Here is a 17,069-nt window from a genome sequence, read left to right as displayed (position 1 = left end):
CGCTTGCCGTTTAAAGCCTTTTTCAATCTATTTTAATTATGAATATAGTACTTGGTGTCACAGCTGGAATTGCCGCCTATAAAACGCCTCAGTTAGTGCGCTTGCTCACTAAAAAAGGATACAATGTAAAGGTAATCCTTACCGAAAAAGCAAAGGAGTTCGTAACGCCTCTTACCCTTAGCACTGTGTCTAAAAATCCTGTGCTTACAAGCTTCTCATCTCCCGAGGGTAATTGGCATAGCCACGTGGAGTTAGCACTCTGGGCTGATACAATGCTCATCGCTCCTGCTACGGCTAATACCATTGCTAAAATGGCTCACGGGGTATGTGATAACTTACTATTGGCTACTTATTTCTCCGCTAAAGCACCCGTATTCATTGCTCCTGCAATGGATTTGGATATGTATGCCCACCCTACGGTTACCGAGAATTTAGCAAAATTAGCATCCTATGGTAATCACATTATTCCCGCAACTTATGGCGAACTTGCTAGCGGACTTGTAGGACAAGGACGTATGGCTGAACCCGAAGATATAGTGCTGTTTTTAGAGAATACACTCTCCAAAAATCTTCCTCTTAAGGGTAAAAAAATACTTATCACCGCTGGTCCTACTTATGAGGCTATCGACCCTGTGCGTTTTATAGGAAACTTCTCCTCTGGCAAAATGGGGATTGCTCTTGCTAATGAAGCCGTACAACAAGGTGCTGAAGTACATTTAGTGTTAGGACCATCTTCTGAAAAGAATATTCACTCACAAATACACTTGCATCGTGTGGTAAGCGCGCAGCAAATGTATGAAGCTGCTGTAACCGAATTCCCTACTTGTGATATCGCTATCCTCGCCGCAGCCGTCGCCGATTATACCCCCGAAACTGTAGCCCCCGAAAAAATTAAAAAGAAAGGTGGTAATCTCAGTCTTACCTTAGTGCCTACCGTCGATATATTAGCATCTTTAGGGAAAATCAAAACGAACCAGATACTCATAGGTTTCGCCTTAGAAACTGAAAATGAGGTAGCTAATGCCCAAGCTAAATTAGAGAAAAAGAACTTAAATGGCATTATACTCAACTCCTTGCGTGATGCAGGGGCGGGCTTTGGTACTGATACTAATAAAGTTACTTTTATTACTAAAAACGAGCAAAAAGCTTTTCCACTCCAACATAAATCTACAGTAGCTTTTAATATTTTAAAAGAATGCTTAAATATATGAAAAATATCACTCTGTTTTTGATCTTATTTGCAAGTATAACGTTGCAAGCTCAAAAAGTGCATTTGGATAGTGTACAAAGAAAACTCTTTGCTATAAATGGATATGACAGAGAGGGAAGCTATACTACTAAACAATACTATGACTCCTCCAAACGTAAACTTATTAAGGAATATTCTTTGATGATAAGAAAACCTTATGTTACAAAGTCTATTTATTTCTATGATAAACAAAATCAACTGGTTTTATATGAAGAATACACTCGAAATAAAGATAGTAATAAGTGGAAAAAAGTGAAAAAAGAAGAGTATGTGAATGATAAAGATAAGAAAATTACTTCTTCTTATAATGCTTTTAGAAATGAATGGATAAAAGAACGAAAAGAAGAACTTATCAAAAAAGGAAAGTTCTTCTTTTATACAAAATATGAATGTACTGAAGGCTCTAAATGGCAACCCAAAACCCAAAGTATATACTTACAGAATAAACAAAACAAAACTACTGAACTTACTCATTATAGTAGAGATGAAAATAAAAATCAGTGGTTGCCTCAAAAGAGAATCATAACAGTTTATGAGAATGATACTATAAAAAAATCAGAGTTAAAATCTACTTATAAAACTGATAAATGGGTTGAAGAAGCAAAATATGAATATGCTGAGGATACTATTGTTGGCGCTTATTCTATTTACAGTGAAATGCTTAATGGCAAATGGATTCCTAAAGAGAAAAACAGCACAAAATTAACTCTTAACCCTACAAAAATATCTCGTTTAAGACAAAAATGGAATGAAAAACAACAACAGTGGGAAAACGACTACCTTCTAGAAGAAAAATATAATGAAAATGATTGCTTGCAAGCGTATATTCATAGTAACTGGGATAAAGAAAAAGATGTTTTTGCAATGATAGAACAACAATCTTACCAGTATGATACTCATAAGAATATGACTGAAAAACTCTCTATTTTTAACGAAGTAAAAAAAGATAAAATAAAAACCGTAAACCAATACGACGCACAAAATAACCGCATACTCACTATTGATTATCGCTATAATTTTGACACTGATAACTGGGAAGAAGAGAATAAAATAATCTATGAGTATAACACTTCTATCTTGCGTAAATCAATAGTAGATGAAGGTGCATTAGGAACTGTAGGTTTTGATACTACTCACGCCCTCTTTAGTGCTACATTTTACGATAAACGGCAAGGAGAATATCAAAAACAATATGAACTGCATTTTTATTATAGTGAGATAAAAAAATAAAATATTCCACTCAATATTTTGTAATTCTATAAAAAAACAGTAGCTTTGTAATTTCTAACAATAAAAATATAAATAAATGAAAGCATACATCTTCCCTGGTCAAGGAGCCCAATTTGTAGGTATGGGGCTTGACTTATATGAAAAATCTGCTGAAGCCAAAGCGCTTTTTGAAGCGGCTAATGGCATTCTCGGATTCTCTATTACCGATATAATGTTCAGTGGTACCGATGAAGACCTTAAGCAAACTAAAGTTACCCAGCCTGCAATCTTCTTGCACTCAGTAATCCTTAGTAAGGTGCTCGGTAAAAATTTTGCTCCTCAAATGGTTGCAGGACATTCATTAGGTGAATTTTCTGCTTTAGTAGCCAATGGAACCCTCTCATTTGAAGATGGCTTGCAATTAGTAGCCAAACGTGCAGCTGCAATGCAAAAGGCTTGCGAATTACAACCTGGTACAATGGCTGCTGTATTGGGCTTAGAGGATGCCAAAGTGGAAGAACTTTGTGCAACAATTGATGGGATTGTAACTCCTGCCAACTATAATTGTCCAGGTCAGTTGGTGATTTCAGGCGAACTCAAAGCAGTAGAAGCGGCTTGTGAAAAGATGAAAGAAGCAGGCGCTAAGAAAGCTCTTATCTTATCTGTGAGTGGGGCTTTCCATTCTGTATTGATGAAACCTGCTGAAGAAGAATTAGCTGCAGCAATTGAGCAAACAGCATTCCACAAACCATTATGCCCTGTATATCAAAATGTAACCACTACAGCCATAAGCGATGAAAACGCTATCAAAACCAACCTTATCAAGCAACTTACCGCTCCTGTGAAATGGACACAAAGCGTACAACAAATGATTGCTGATGGCGCTACCGAATTTATTGAAGTAGGACCTGGTAAAGTACTACAAGGTTTGGTGAAAAAGATAAATAAAGAGGCTGTGGTAGCCTCGGCTGAACTATGATACAAGTAGAAAATTTACATAAATCTTTCAATGGAACTGAAGTGCTGAAAGGCATTTCCACTACATTCGAGAAAGGCAAAACAAACCTTATTATTGGACAAAGTGGTTCAGGAAAAACAGTATTCCTCAAATCACTCTTAGGACTCTTTACCCCCGATTCAGGTGACATTATCTACGATGGGGTGAAGTATGCCGATATGAAACGCAAAGAACAAGTAGCTCTACGCCAAAAAATGGGAATGGTATTTCAAGGTAGTGCCTTATTCGATTCGATGACGGTACTCGAAAATGTAATGTTTCCTTTGAAGATGTTTTCCCAAAAATCAGCTGATGAAATCCGTGAACGCGCTGATATAGTGCTCAGTAGGGTGAATTTGGTAAATGCCGAAAACAAATTACCGTCCGAAATTTCTGGAGGTATGCAAAAACGGGTGGCTATTGCTCGCGCTATTGTAAACAATCCTAACTACTTGTTCTGCGACGAACCTAACTCAGGTCTCGACCCTAAAACCTCTATCGTAATAGACAACCTTATTCAGGAAATTACTCAAGAGTTCAATATTACCACTGTTATCAACACTCACGATATGAACTCCGTAATGGAAATAGGGGCTAAGATTGTTTTCTTGAAAAATGGATACAAAGAGTGGGAAGGCTCTAAAGATACTATTTTCCGTACAGACAATGAAGCCGTTACCGATTTCGTGTATTCATCGGAACTCTTCAAAAAAGTGCGAAAGGCGTATTTGGAAGAACACGTCTAAATTACAACTCTTTTATCCGTATTTAGCAAATAATTACTATCTTTGCGCCCACTAAAAAACTTAAAAACAATTTTTTATAATGACAAAACACAAGTACACCAGATCGCAAACTAGTTTGCACCCTGAAATTATCGACCTATTGAACGACCAAGTAAGTAAAGAAGCTGAAGCAAGCTCTCTCTACTTAGCTATGGCTTCTTGGGCTGAATATAATGGCTACTCTCGCAGTGCCGAGTTCTTTTATGACCACGCTGTAGAAGAAAGAGATCATATGATGAAAATCTTCCGCTTCCTCAACGAAAATGGCGCACGTGCTTTTGCTCCTAAAGTAGGTGAGGTACAACAAGAATTTGATTCACTTAAAGAAGTTTACGAAAAAACTTTGGAACACGAAATCAAAGTTACTCAATCTATCTTCGCAATTTTCAAAAAAGCACGCCAAGTAGATGATTACGCTTCCGAAAACTTCTTGCAATGGTTCGTTCAAGAACAGTTAGAAGAAGAACGTTTGGTACACTCTATCCTCGACCTCTTCGAATTCTACAACGAGAACGATTCGCCTATAGCTCTCAAACTTATCGACGAACGTATTCCTTTAGACGAAAAATAATGATTTTAGTAACTGGCGGAACAGGGCTGATTGGCAGTTGCTTGCTTTTTTACCTTACTCAAAACAAGGCGCATAAAGTAAGGGCTATCTATCGTAATGCCCATTCGTTAGAGAAAGTCGAACAACTTTTTATACAACAATCCCCCAATGGAGCGGAACAATTCCGCTCTATTGAGTGGATACAAACCGATATAAGTAACATTCCTGCACTCGAACAAGCGTTTGCGAATGTTACTTTTGTTTTTCACTGTGCAGGCTTTATCTCTTTCCAACCTAAAGATTTTGCTCAGCTCATCAAAGTAAATGTCGAAGGAACGGCTAATATTGTAAACTTGTGTATTGACTTTAAGGTAAAAAAACTCTGTTATGTGAGCTCTGTAGCTACCCTTTCGGCTTTGCCTCACACACCTATTGACGAGGAAAACGATTGGAATAGTGAGGACAATAACACTGATTACGCTATCAGTAAGAACGGTGGCGAAATGGAGGTATGGCGTGGCTCGCAAGAAGGATTGCCAGTGGTTATTGTAAATCCTTCAGTGGTGTTGGCTGCTGATTTCTCCGAACAAGGCTCTGGCTTGTGGTTTAAAAAAGTAGCTGATGGACAGAAATATTATCCCACAGGGGGTACAGGTTTTGTCGCGGTAGACGATGTCGTACGCGCAATGATTGCCTTACAATTCTCCGAAGTTACGGGAGAACGCTTTGTGCTGAATACGGCTAACCTTACTTATCAATCACTTTTTGAGAAGATAGCCAAAGGATTAGGAGTGAAAGCTCCTACTAAAAAGATTTCTCATAAAGTATTGCGTCGTTTCGCGCGTTTAGACGGCTTTTTAAGTTTCTTGGGTATCAAAAAGCGAACCCTCACTCTCCAAACAGCTGATGCTCTCGGCTTAATAAGGACTTATAATGGCGATAAAATAAAAGAGTTTATCGATTTTCATTACAGCGACATTGATGAAGTAATCCAAGAGATTTGTCATAAAATAAAAACTACAACTCTCGGAAGCTCTCTATGATTAAAAAACTTTTAAAATATTTCCTAAAAACCCTACTCTTTGTGGTAGGTTTTGTAGTGCTCTATGGGGTGCTGTGCTTGTTGTTGCCATTAATTCCCATTTCTGCAGAAAAAACAACTGAACCCAAAACTATTACCATCTACCTTCTCTCTAACGGAATGCACACCGATTTGGTACTACCTACTCAAAATGAGTTTATAGATTGGACTACCAAAGTTTCTCCTGATGATACCAAAGGAAAAAAGAGAGGTGATTGGTTGGCTTTTGGTTGGGGTGACAAAGGCTTTTACCTTAATACCCCTACTTGGGCTGATTTAAAGTTCTCTACAGCAGTAAAAGCTGCTTTTTGGATGAGTGATTCGGCTATGCACACCACCTATTTAGGAGGTACAGAAGGATATGAAAAAGTAGCACAACTAAGTCTTACAGCTGCACAATACAAGCGTTTGGTAAGCTATATCGATCAGCAGTTCGACAAAGATGTACAAGGTAAATACATCCCTATACCCACCAATGCCGTTTATGGCACTACCGATGCTTTCTACGAAGCCAAAAGTACTTACAACTTTCTCTATACCTGCAATACTTGGGCAGACTATGGGCTTCGCGCTGCCGGACAAAAATACGCCCTCTGGACAGCCACCGATTCAGGAATATTTAGGCATTATAAATAATTAATAATTGAGAATTAACAACTTAATAATACGTCATTTGTCATTTGTCATTCGTCCTTTGCTTTTCCCCTTTGCTGTGCTTTACGGTCTTATTGTCCGTCTGCGCCATTGGTGCTACAATGTTGGCATTTTTAAAGTACATACCTTTGCAGTGCCTACTATTTGCGTGGGGAATGTCGCTGTGGGGGGAACAGGGAAGAGCCCAATGGTAGAATATCTTATCAGGCAGTGGATTATCAAGTGTAGAGTAGGGGTGTTGAGCAGAGGGTATAAACGCAAATCTAAAGGTTTTGTACTGGCTGCTGGAAATAGCACAGTATATGATTTAGGCGATGAACCTTTTCAGTTCTGGAAGAAATTTAAAGATAATATTATATTAGCTGTATGTGGTAATAGGGTGGAAGGAATAGAGCAGATGCTTGCGTTACCAGAGCCTCCCGAAGTAATCATTTTAGACGATGCTTTCCAACATCGCCCCGTAAAAGCAAAAATCAACATAGTACTCACCGCTTATGCACAGCTCTTTACAGATGACTGGCTACTGCCAATGGGGCGACTCCGCGATGTAGTGAGCCGTGTGCAACAAGCTGATATAGTAGTAGTAACCAAATGTCCCCCTACTTTATCAGTAGCCGAACGTACTGCTATTACTCAAAAACTACAACAGCACACAATAGCACCTATCGCATTTGCTACCATAGTTTATAACCAACAAGTGTATGGCAAAGAAAAACTAATCCCGTTGGAAATGTTTATACAAGAACCTTTTACCTTAGTAACAGGCATCGCCAATCCCAAACCTTTACTCAGTTTCTTGATAGATAAAGATGCTACTTTTGAGCACCTCAACTACCCCGATCATCATCATTTTACTAATAAGGAATTGGAACAATTACAAAGCAAACGCATCCTAACTACTGAGAAAGACTATGTGCGCCTCCAACCTCATTTGCAAAACTTATATTACTTGCCTATAGCAATGCAATTCCTCACCCCCGCTGATGAACATATATTTGGCACGGTTTTTGAAAATCTCTAAAAACAAAATAATTACAAACTTTTATCAACTATGACAAAAAAACTCATCGCTATTGTAGCTTTTGTTTTAACAGCTACTGCTACCCTCGAAGCTCAGGAAATTAAATGGATGACTTTTGACCAAGCTATTGCCGCTCAAAAGAAAAAACCTAAAAAAATATTCGTCGATGTATACACTAATTGGTGTGGACCTTGCAAAATGTTAGCTAACAACACCTTTAAAAACAAAGACTTAGTGAACTATGTGAACGATAATTATTACGCTGTAAAATTCAATGGTGAAGGTAATGAAGTAGTGAACTACAAAGGTCAAAAGTTTGAGAATAAGGATTATGATCCTGCAAGAGCTCAATCACGCAACTCTCTCCACCCGCTCACTAATTACTTGCAAGTACAAGCATACCCTACAATGGTGTTCTTAGACGAGAAAAACGATTTGATAACAGGGCTTACTGGCTATATGTCACCTACCCAATTAGAACTCTACTTAAAAATGTTTAAAAACGACGAACATAAAAGTATTACTACCCAACAAGAGTTCCAAGTATATCAATCAAAGTTCAAACCTACATTCAAAAACTAATAAATACACTTTTTCATAAACACACGCGAAAAACTCTTGACATTTTGCCAAGAGTTTTTTAATTTTTTATTATCTTTGCCACATAAATTGGCAAATTAATCGCCCGTGCAGCTCGCACTAAATTGACAAATTAGAATTATGGCAAAAATACTTATCATAGAAGACGAATCGGCTATTCGCCGTGTGCTCAGCAAAATATTAGTAGAAGAAAGCAAAGAGTACGAAGTAGAAGAGGCGGTTGATGGCATCGAAGGCGTAGAGAAACTCAAAAAAGAGGACTACGACTTGGTACTTTGCGACATCAAAATGCCTAAAATGGACGGTATGGAGGTACTCACCGAGATTAAGAAGGTGAAACCTGAAATCCCTTTTGTAATGATTTCTGGTCACGGCGACCTTGAGACCGCTGTAAATGCAATGCGCTTAGGGGCTTACGACTATATCTCAAAACCACCCGATTTGAACCGTTTGCTCAATACAGTACGCAATGCTCTCGATAAGAAAAAATTAGTAGTAGAGAATAAACACCTCAAAAAGAAGGTGAGCAAAAGCTATGAGATGATAGGAGAGAGTGTTCCTTTGCAACAAATCCGTCAGATGATAGAAAAAGTAGCGCCTACCGAAGCGCGTGTCCTCATCACGGGCTCTAATGGTACAGGTAAAGAGTTAGTAGCTCACGCTATTCACTACCAAAGTGAGCGCAGTGAAGCCCCTATGATAGAGGTGAACTGTGCTGCTATCCCTTCAGAACTGATAGAAAGTGAACTCTTCGGACATATCAAAGGAGCGTTTACTTCGGCGGTAAAAGACCGCGCAGGTAAGTTTGAGGCTGCTAACAATGGTACGATTTTCTTAGATGAGATAGGAGATATGAGTCTCTCCGCACAAGCCAAAGTATTGCGCGCTTTGCAAGAAAATAAGATTACTCGTGTAGGTAGTGATAAAGATATCAATGTAGATGTACGTGTGATAGCCGCAACCAATAAGGATTTGAAAAAAGAAATAGCCGAAGGTCGTTTTCGCGAGGATTTGTACCACCGTTTGGCAGTAATTCTTATTCGTGTGCCTTCACTCAATGAAAGAAGAGATGATATTCCATTACTTATTGATTATTTTTCAGTAAAAATAGCCGAAGAACAAGGTATTAGTCCCAAAAAATTTAGTAAAAAAGCGGTAGAACTCCTTCAAAAGCAAGATTGGACGGGTAATATTCGCGAATTGCGCAATGTAGTAGAGCGACTTATCATCTTAGGAGGTAAAGAAATCTCAGAAGACGATGTCAAAGCTTTTGCCGGTAAGTAACCTTTTACTTCTTACCTCTTACTTCTTACCTAAACAAAATGAACAAAATAAAATCTTTTCTAAAACCCTTAAAAACCAAACGTTTCTGGAAAGTGACCGCTCTACTATCGCTGTGGTTACTCTTAGTAATCATCGCTTGTAACGTGCAGGTAACCAAAGAGACTAAAAACTTGTTGTACACTCAAGTTGCTGAGGTGCCTGCGCATAAAGTAGGTTTGCTCTTAGGAACCAATCCTTATTTAAAAAGTGGGGCGCCCAACAAGTATTTTCTTTATAGAATAGAGGCTGCCGTGCAGCTATATGAGGCAGGAAAAATTGAATATATTTTGGTCAGTGGCGACAATCATAGAAATGACTACAACGAGCCCGAAGAAATGAAAAGAGCCTTAATAAATAAGGGAATCCCTGAAGAACGTATTGTCTTAGACTATGCAGGTTTCAGAACCTTAGACTCGGTAGTGCGAGCTAAAGAAGTATTTGGCTATGATACATTTATTGTTATCTCACAACGTTTTCACAATGAGCGAGCCCTTTTCTTGGCAAAGCACCACGGCATACAAGCTATTGGTTTTGATGCGCAAGATGTTACTGCCTACTACGGTTTTAAAACACGTGTACGCGAGTATTTAGCACGCACTAAACTCTTTGTAGACTTGTGGTTCGAGGTACAACCAAAATTCAAAAAGTAGCAAATTAACAAAAAAATATTATCTTTGCGCCCTTTCCTACCTCCCAACCTCTAAAACTCTCTAATCACTAACAACTAAAAATGGCTATAATAATAACTGATGATTGTATCAACTGCGGGGCTTGTGAACCCGAATGCCCTAACAATGCTATCTACGAAGGTGCTGATGATTGGCGCTATAGTGATGGTACTGCCTTAAAAGGACGTGTGGTATTACCGAGCGGATTGGAAGTAGATGCCGATGAGCCTCAACAAGCTATTAGCGATGATATTTATTTTATCATTGCCGATAAATGCACCGAGTGTATAGGTTTCCACGATGAACCTCAATGTGCTGCGGTGTGCCCTGTAGATTGTTGCGTGCCCGATGATGCCCACCAAGAAACAGAAGATGAACTCTATGCTAAAAAACGCTTTATTCACAACGAAGAAGCTTAGTTTGGCATAACATTTGACTTTATAAAGGTAAGATTTTTAATGTATTACCCTTATGAAAACAAATGTATCTTTAATGCTGTTATCAGCTTTGTTATTAGCGGCTTGTGGTAACCCCGAAGGTCACCGAAATTCAAGCAATTCAGCCAACCAGCTTCCACCTCCTGCACCTGCTACAACAGTGGAAGAACTTACAGCGAACAAAATGGCTTCGCCTGAAACACCACCTCCGCCACCCCCACCACCTGCGTATGATGCTGTAGTAGAAGAAATGGAAATTGCCAATTCTGAAGAACCTTCTCAACAGCAACCGCGTAGTAATGAAACCTACAAAGAGATTTCTGAAAATCCATTTGTAGCAGTAGCGCAACAACCCGTTACCACTTTTTCTGCCGATGTAGACCGCGCTTCGTATGCTAATTTGCGTCGTATGTTAGGTTATGGTCAGTTACCTCCTAAAGATGCCATTCGCATAGAGGAGATGATAAACTACTTCGATTACGACTATCCTGCACCTACTAAGGAGGCTACTTCTCCTTTGCGCGTGACCCCCGAATTAGCTCCTACACCTTGGAATCCTAAGCATTTGCTATTGCGCATTGGTTTGCAAGCTAAAAAATTGGATTTGGCTCAAGCTCCACCTTCTAATATTGTTTTCCTAATTGATGTATCGGGCTCAATGGATGAGCCTAACAAGCTCCCTTTGCTAAAATCTTCATTCAAACTCTTGCTCACTCAGCTCAAACCTACCGACAGAGTGGCGATTGTAACTTATGCCAGCGGTACAAAAGTAGCCCTTTCGTCTACTCCTGTAAAAGAGAGACAAAAAATAGAAAAAGTACTTGATAATCTGTATGCAAGTGGTTCTACGTCAGGTAGTAGTGGTATTCAGTTAGCTTACAAAGAAGCTCAAAAAAACTTCATTAAAAATGGTAATAACCGTATTATTTTAGCTACTGATGGCGATTTCAATGTGGGGATTAGTAATCCAAGAGAGTTAGAAAAATTCATTGAAAAACAGCGCGAAAGTGGTATTTATATGTCAGTTTTAGGTTTTGGTATGGGTAATTATCGCGATGATATGGCCGAAACCATAGCCGATAAAGGCAATGGTAATTACGCTTATATCGATGATCTTACCGAAGCTAAAAAAGTATTGGTAAACGAGTTTAGCGGTACGCTTTTCGCCGTAGCCAAAGATGTGAAACTGCAAATCGAGTTCAACCCTAAATACGTGAAAGAGTATAAGCTCATAGGTTATGAAAACCGTATACTTGCTAATGAGGATTTTACTGATGATAAGAAAGATGCAGGTGAAATAGGCGCAGGGCATACTGTTACAGCCCTCTATGAACTCATTCCATCGGAAGGTAAAGTGGCTCAAAATCTCCGCTACCAAACAAAAGAACTCAACGAAAAAGGTAAAGGCAATGAGTTAGGATTCCTCAAAATACGTTATAAAGACCCTAAGGTAAAAGATGCTAAAAGTGTAGAAGTAACCGAACCTTTGTTATTTGCTAAGAAATCTTTAAATGAGACTTCTGTAGATTTTCGCTTTGCAGCCAGTGTAGCCGAGTTTGGTATTCTCTTGCGCGGCAATAGCAATAAAGCCCAAGCTACTTATGACCAAGTAGTAGAATTAGCTAATGGTGCTATAGGCAAAGATGAAGAAGGCTATCGCAAAGAATTTGTGCGCTTGGTAAAAAGTGCAAAATTGTTGGCTAAATAGTAAAAAAATACTATATTTGCCCCGTGCTTTAAAAAAAAAGTTTTTATGAAAAAAGAAGTAACTGATGTATTAGTAATAGGCGCAGGACCTTCAGGTTGTGTGTCAGCTGCCTATTTGCATAACAATGGCGTAAAAGTACGCGTAGTAGAAAAAACTAAATTTCCGCGTTTGGTAGTAGGGGAGAGCCTTATTCCACGTGTGATGGATCATTTTGACGAAGCAGGACTTTTGCCTGCCTTGGAAGCTCAAAAATATGAAGTAAAATGGGGGGCTCGTTTTATCCGTGGAGAACAAGTATGCCAGTTTGATTTTGGTAAGAAATACGGCAAAGGTTGGGATTGGACGTGGCAAGTACCTCGCGCCGATTTCGATAATGTTTTGGCTCAAGAAATCATCCGCAAAGGCGTACCTCTTAGTTTTGAAACTGAAGTTACGAACGTGCAGTTTTTTGATGATCATCAAGTTACTACTGTTAAAGACAAGAATCGAGAGGTGTATGAAATTACCTCTAAATTCGTAATAGATGCCAGTGGCTACGGTCGTGTATTGCCTCGCTTGTTAGACTTGAATTCTCCTTCTAAATTAGACGACCACTCTGCTATATTCACGCATATCAAAGAAGAAAATGTGCGCCCGGTAGGTGAAGAAGGTACTTTGATTTCTTTTGATATTTTAGAGAGAGAAGTATGGCTCTGGGTGATTCCTTTCTCTAATGGCAATACCAGTGTAGGAGTCGTAGGGCCTACGCACTACATCAATAGTCTATCGGCTTCTGGTGATACTGCTGAAGCTTTGCGTAAGGCTATCGTAACCTCAGATTTTTACAGAGAGCGCTTCCAGCATTCCGATTTTCTATTTGAGCCTAACAAGATACAAAGCTATTCTTGTTCAGTGAAAAAACTCTTTGGCAATGGCTTTGTACTCACCGGTAATAGCACCGAGTTCTTAGACCCTGTATTCTCCTCAGGTGTGGCTTTTGCAACTGAATCAGGTATGTTGGCAGCTAAATTGGTAAAACGCGAACTTGCGGGAGAAAAAGTAGATTGGCAAAAAGAATACACCGACTATATGCAACGTGGTATCGATGTGTTCACATCTTACGTAAAAGAGTGGTATACAGGTAATTTGCAAACACTTTTCTTCCATCAACCAGGTAATGAAGATGTAAAAGAAAAAATCTGTGCTGTATTAGCGGGTTATGTATGGGATACCACCAATCCGTTTGTAGCCAAACATAAGCATATCATCGAAAATATGGCGTATGCAATCAATAACGGCTTAGGAATGAAAGAAGCGTAAGTGTTTTTTGGCTAAATAGTAAAAAAGTATTACCTTTGCGCCTTTCATAACTCTTAATTTAAAAACTCTAAACAAAAAAAGTGCAAACAGAAGAAAAAGAACTATACAGCTTCTCAGAAGCACCTGATTGGGCTAAATCCCTTTCAGATAATGAAATGGTACAACTTTTAGTAGAAACTGATTTCTCTCGTGAACAAACTGATGAGGGACGTGACTACTGCTATTTCTTACATAAATACAGCAAAGTAGATAATAATAGTACTTCCGATTATACGTTGATGGCTTACACCCTCACTCAACCCGAAAACTTGGAACGTGCCTCTATGTACGATATGGTACTTGAGGAAAATGAGTACTTTAGCATCCATCGTATTAGTGTGTATCGCAATGGTCAGCTCATTGATAAAACTGCCGATACCACTATAAAAGTATTGGATAACGAAGGACAAAGCGGTCGTGGTATTATCAGCAGTTCTAAAAAGCTGAACTTCTCAATCAAAGACCTTCACCTCGACGATATCCTCATTTTGGAAGACACCAAAGAAAAAGTGTTTACTGAAAAAGAGTTTTTGCGCCGTGACTTTATGAAGTACGTATATGTAACCCCCGATACTTATTGGGCGTATGGCAAATACCACTTCAAGCTCATCAACAATCGCAACAAACGCGTAGCTTATAAAGATGTGTTCTTCCGCGACGAGCAAGGTAACGTAATCCCAAGTCAGGTGAAATACTTAGCGCAAGGAGAGGCATTTGAAATAGTACAAGAAAACTACATCAACCCAGTAGACCCTAACCGCGAAATCTTCCCTTTTATAGATTTCGCTACCGATAGTACTTGGAAAGACTTGTCTAACTATATCTATCCGCTTTACGAAGAGGTATTCAAAGCGCAACCCGCTGATTTTGCCCCTGATTTAGTGGAGAAACTCAATGGTATGGCTACCCTCGATGAGAAATTGCAATACGCTATAGAGTTTGTGCAAAACAATATCTACTACGTGTACAACGCCGATGAGATGAACGGACACAAACCTCAAGCGCCTGCACTTACTTACCAAAATAAGCAAGGTGACTGTAAGGCGAAATGTGTATTGTTAAAATCTATACTCAACTATCTTGGTGTAGAGGCTTCAGTGGTATTGGTGAACTACAATTCCGATTATTATATGCAGTTCTACCTCCCTTCATTGCTTTCGTTCAACCACGTGATAGTGAAAATCAACTATAAAGGGAAAGAGTACTTTGTGGACGCTACCGCTCGTAATGAGTTTGGTAGATTGGAGAAACGCGCTGTGATTTCTTTCTGTCACTTTATGGAAATCTTGCCTAACCAAGAGCTACAAGTACGTAAACCTACTTATTTCGATGATTTTTGTATAGATGAACGCATTACCTTAGAAGCCAAAGGCAATATAGGTAAAATCCAACTGCTTACTACTTATCGTTATAATCGCGCTAATTCTATGCGTAGTTACTTCAAGTCGAGCAATAAAAACGAACGTTTGGACAGCTGGAACAACTCTTTGTTCTACGCACTCAACTATGTAAATGACCGCAAAGGCAAAGATTTCCGCGAGATTTTCAAAGATGCTACCTTGCAAATAGTAAAGGATGACAAGGTGGAAAACGAATTTGTAGTGAAGTACGAAGCAACTATTGAGCAACCTTACTTCATTGATAGCGAAGGTCGTCGTTTCTTGATGTACTACGATGGTAGTGTGCTGAAAAATAGTATTCGTGAACACCAGCACAGCGATGCGAGCTTCTGGCACAACTTCGATAGCGAACGTTATGAAATTGAACTCAAAACTGATGAAAATATCGATACTAAGGAAAAATACACCGTACAAGAGTGTGATATCAAAAATGAGTATTTTACTCATAAAACCCAAAAATTCATCACTAAAAACTCTGGTAAGGTGATTGTAGAGTACAATCCGCTCACAAATATCGAATTGCCTTTGCATAAATTAGAACCTATCCGTGAAGATTATCACACTATGGCTGATAGCAACTTTGGTATCGGTATCGATGTGGTAGAAAAAGGATTCTTAAATTCCTTAAAACGACTTTTTAAATAAGGAAATTTACATACAACTTTGCCAAAGGTGTGAGCCACACGGACATTAGAACCTTTGGCAAAGTTTTATTAACAAAAATAATGAGTGCACTTATTCCAACCATAGAAACCCAATCGGAAGCCGAGATTGTAGCTTTTCAAGAAGAAAAACTGCGAGAGCTATTGCAATATCTCAATGAAAAATCGGTTTTTTATCAAAATCTCTTCCGCAAGCACCATATCCGTATAGAGGATATCCACACCCTTGCCGATTTACAAAAAATACCCACAACCCATAAAGACGATTTGCAACGTGAGAACGATGCTTTTCTCTGCGTACCTAAAACTGCTATTGTAGACTATGCTTCTACCTCAGGTACTATGGGAACGCCTGTTACTTTCGGTCTTACCGACAAGGATTTAGACCGTTTGGCGTACAACGAAGCTATCTCATTGGCTTGTGCAGGCATTCAAAAAGGCGATGTAGTCCAACTGATGACCACTATCGACCGCCGTTTTATGGCAGGCTTGGCTTATTTCTTAGGCATACGCCAAATGGGAGCGAGCATCATTAGGGTAGGGGCAGGAATACCTGAATTGCAATGGGATTCTATCCGATTGTATGAACCTAAATACCTTATTGCAGTGCCTTCTTTTGTGCTGAAAATGATAGAATATGCCGAAAAGAATGGTATCGACTATCGCGCCTCTTCCGTAAAGGGAGTAGTGTGTATAGGAGAGGCGTTGCGCAATCAGGATTTTAGCCCTACACTCTTAGCGAAAAAGATTACTGAAAAATGGCAGGGATTGCAACTTTACTCTACTTATGCTTCTACCGAGATGAGCACTACTTTCACCGAGTGTGAGTACCAACACGGAGGGCATCACCACCCCGAGCTCATCATTACTGAAGTATTAGACGACGAAGGACACCCCGTACCCGATGGTGAGAGTGGCGAGCTCACGATTACTACCTTGGGAGTGGAAGGTATGCCATTGTTGCGTTTTCGCACAGGCGATATAGTAGCGATGCACAGTACCCCTTGTAAGTGTGGGCGACATACGGTACGAGTGAGTCCTATACTGGGTCGCAAACAGCAGATGATTAAATACAAAGGAACTACTCTTTACCCGCCAGCCCTAATGGATTTGCTTACGGGGTTTGAAACCATAGAGAATTACATTATAGAAATCAATACCAATGATATCCTCACCGATGAAATTCTTATCAAAATAGGGACAAAAACCCCTACCGAAGCTCTTCGCGAGCAAATAAGTCATCATTTCCGCGCTAAACTCAGGGTAGTTCCTAAGATTGAGTTCTGTGATATAGCCCTCATCGAGCAACAGCTCTATCCGTTGGGCAGTCGCAAACCGATGAAATTTGTAGATAAACGCAAACCCTTAAATTAAATTGTATATGAAA

Annotated in this window: 16 protein-coding genes; all 16 read left to right on the top strand. The window is 39.4% G+C overall.

Going from position 1 to position 17,069, the window contains the following annotated elements; translation table 11 throughout:
- Positions 1–38: 38 nt before the first annotated feature.
- The 16 genes from coaBC to I7X29_RS09880 all read left to right on the top strand — a co-directional run bounded on the left by coaBC (position 39) and on the right by I7X29_RS09880 (position 17,056).
- Positions 39–1,211, top strand: coding sequence for a bifunctional phosphopantothenoylcysteine decarboxylase/phosphopantothenate--cysteine ligase CoaBC (gene coaBC, locus I7X29_RS09955; protein WP_198467100.1), 1,173 nt, complete (start codon positions 39–41; stop codon positions 1,209–1,211).
- Complete coding sequence (locus tag I7X29_RS09950) at positions 1,208–2,479, top strand: hypothetical protein (protein ID WP_198474405.1); 1,272 nt, start codon at positions 1,208–1,210, stop codon at positions 2,477–2,479. Before coaBC ends, I7X29_RS09950 begins: the two co-directional genes overlap by 4 nt.
- 76 nt (positions 2,480–2,555) lie before the next feature.
- Positions 2,556–3,437, top strand: coding sequence for an ACP S-malonyltransferase (gene fabD / locus I7X29_RS09945; RefSeq protein WP_198467098.1), 882 nt, complete (start codon positions 2,556–2,558; stop codon positions 3,435–3,437).
- Positions 3,434–4,201: an ABC transporter ATP-binding protein gene (locus I7X29_RS09940; protein ID WP_088594724.1), complete on the top strand. Its 768-nt coding sequence runs from the start codon at positions 3,434–3,436 to the stop codon at positions 4,199–4,201. Before fabD ends, I7X29_RS09940 begins: the two co-directional genes overlap by 4 nt.
- A gap of 79 nt (positions 4,202–4,280) precedes the next feature.
- Complete coding sequence (locus tag I7X29_RS09935; RefSeq protein WP_040360619.1) at positions 4,281–4,811, top strand: ferritin; 531 nt, start codon at positions 4,281–4,283, stop codon at positions 4,809–4,811.
- Complete coding sequence (locus I7X29_RS09930) at positions 4,811–5,833, top strand: NAD-dependent epimerase/dehydratase family protein (protein ID WP_198467097.1); 1,023 nt, start codon at positions 4,811–4,813, stop codon at positions 5,831–5,833. The genes I7X29_RS09935 and I7X29_RS09930 overlap by 1 nt, the downstream gene beginning before the upstream one ends.
- Positions 5,830–6,507: a TIGR02117 family protein gene (locus I7X29_RS09925; RefSeq protein ID WP_198467096.1), complete on the top strand. Its 678-nt coding sequence runs from the start codon at positions 5,830–5,832 to the stop codon at positions 6,505–6,507. Before I7X29_RS09930 ends, I7X29_RS09925 begins: the two co-directional genes overlap by 4 nt.
- Positions 6,508–6,535: 28 nt before the next feature.
- Positions 6,536–7,546, top strand: coding sequence for a tetraacyldisaccharide 4'-kinase (gene lpxK / locus I7X29_RS09920; RefSeq protein ID WP_394368706.1), 1,011 nt, complete (start codon positions 6,536–6,538; stop codon positions 7,544–7,546).
- Positions 7,547–7,576: 30 nt separating this feature from the next.
- A complete protein-coding gene (locus I7X29_RS09915) occupies positions 7,577–8,128 on the top strand; it encodes a thioredoxin family protein (protein ID WP_009413494.1) in 552 nt (183 codons plus the stop codon).
- 138 nt (positions 8,129–8,266) lie between these two features.
- Positions 8,267–9,430, top strand: a complete 1,164-nt coding sequence (locus I7X29_RS09910; RefSeq protein ID WP_198467095.1) for a sigma-54-dependent transcriptional regulator — start codon at positions 8,267–8,269, stop codon at positions 9,428–9,430.
- Positions 9,431–9,468: 38 nt separating this feature from the next.
- Positions 9,469–10,119, top strand: a complete 651-nt coding sequence (locus tag I7X29_RS09905; RefSeq protein WP_198467094.1) for a SanA/YdcF family protein — start codon at positions 9,469–9,471, stop codon at positions 10,117–10,119.
- 80 nt (positions 10,120–10,199) lie between these two features.
- On the top strand, positions 10,200–10,556 hold the full coding sequence (locus I7X29_RS09900) for a 4Fe-4S binding protein (RefSeq protein ID WP_009414230.1): 357 nt from the start codon (positions 10,200–10,202) through the stop codon (positions 10,554–10,556).
- Positions 10,557–10,608: 52 nt separating this feature from the next.
- Complete coding sequence (locus tag I7X29_RS09895) at positions 10,609–12,282, top strand: vWA domain-containing protein (protein ID WP_009414229.1); 1,674 nt, start codon at positions 10,609–10,611, stop codon at positions 12,280–12,282.
- A 45-nt stretch (positions 12,283–12,327) separates the two neighbouring features.
- Positions 12,328–13,581 (top strand): NAD(P)/FAD-dependent oxidoreductase, encoded by a 1,254-nt coding sequence (locus I7X29_RS09890; protein ID WP_198467093.1) that lies wholly within the window; start codon positions 12,328–12,330, stop codon positions 13,579–13,581.
- An 80-nt stretch (positions 13,582–13,661) separates the two neighbouring features.
- The gene (locus I7X29_RS09885; RefSeq protein WP_198467092.1) at positions 13,662–15,665 is read left to right on the top strand and encodes a hypothetical protein; all 2,004 of its coding nucleotides are present in this window, start codon (positions 13,662–13,664) and stop codon (positions 15,663–15,665) included.
- An 80-nt stretch (positions 15,666–15,745) separates the two neighbouring features.
- On the top strand, positions 15,746–17,056 hold the full coding sequence (locus I7X29_RS09880) for a phenylacetate--CoA ligase family protein (RefSeq protein WP_198467091.1): 1,311 nt from the start codon (positions 15,746–15,748) through the stop codon (positions 17,054–17,056).
- Positions 17,057–17,069 lie beyond the last annotated feature (13 nt).

This window comes from Capnocytophaga periodontitidis (assembly GCF_016126015.1).
GTDB classification, from domain to species: Bacteria; Bacteroidota; Bacteroidia; order Flavobacteriales; family Flavobacteriaceae; genus Capnocytophaga; species Capnocytophaga periodontitidis.
Note: the sequence above shows the minus strand (reverse complement) of the source record. Positions and strands in the feature narration are given on the sequence as shown.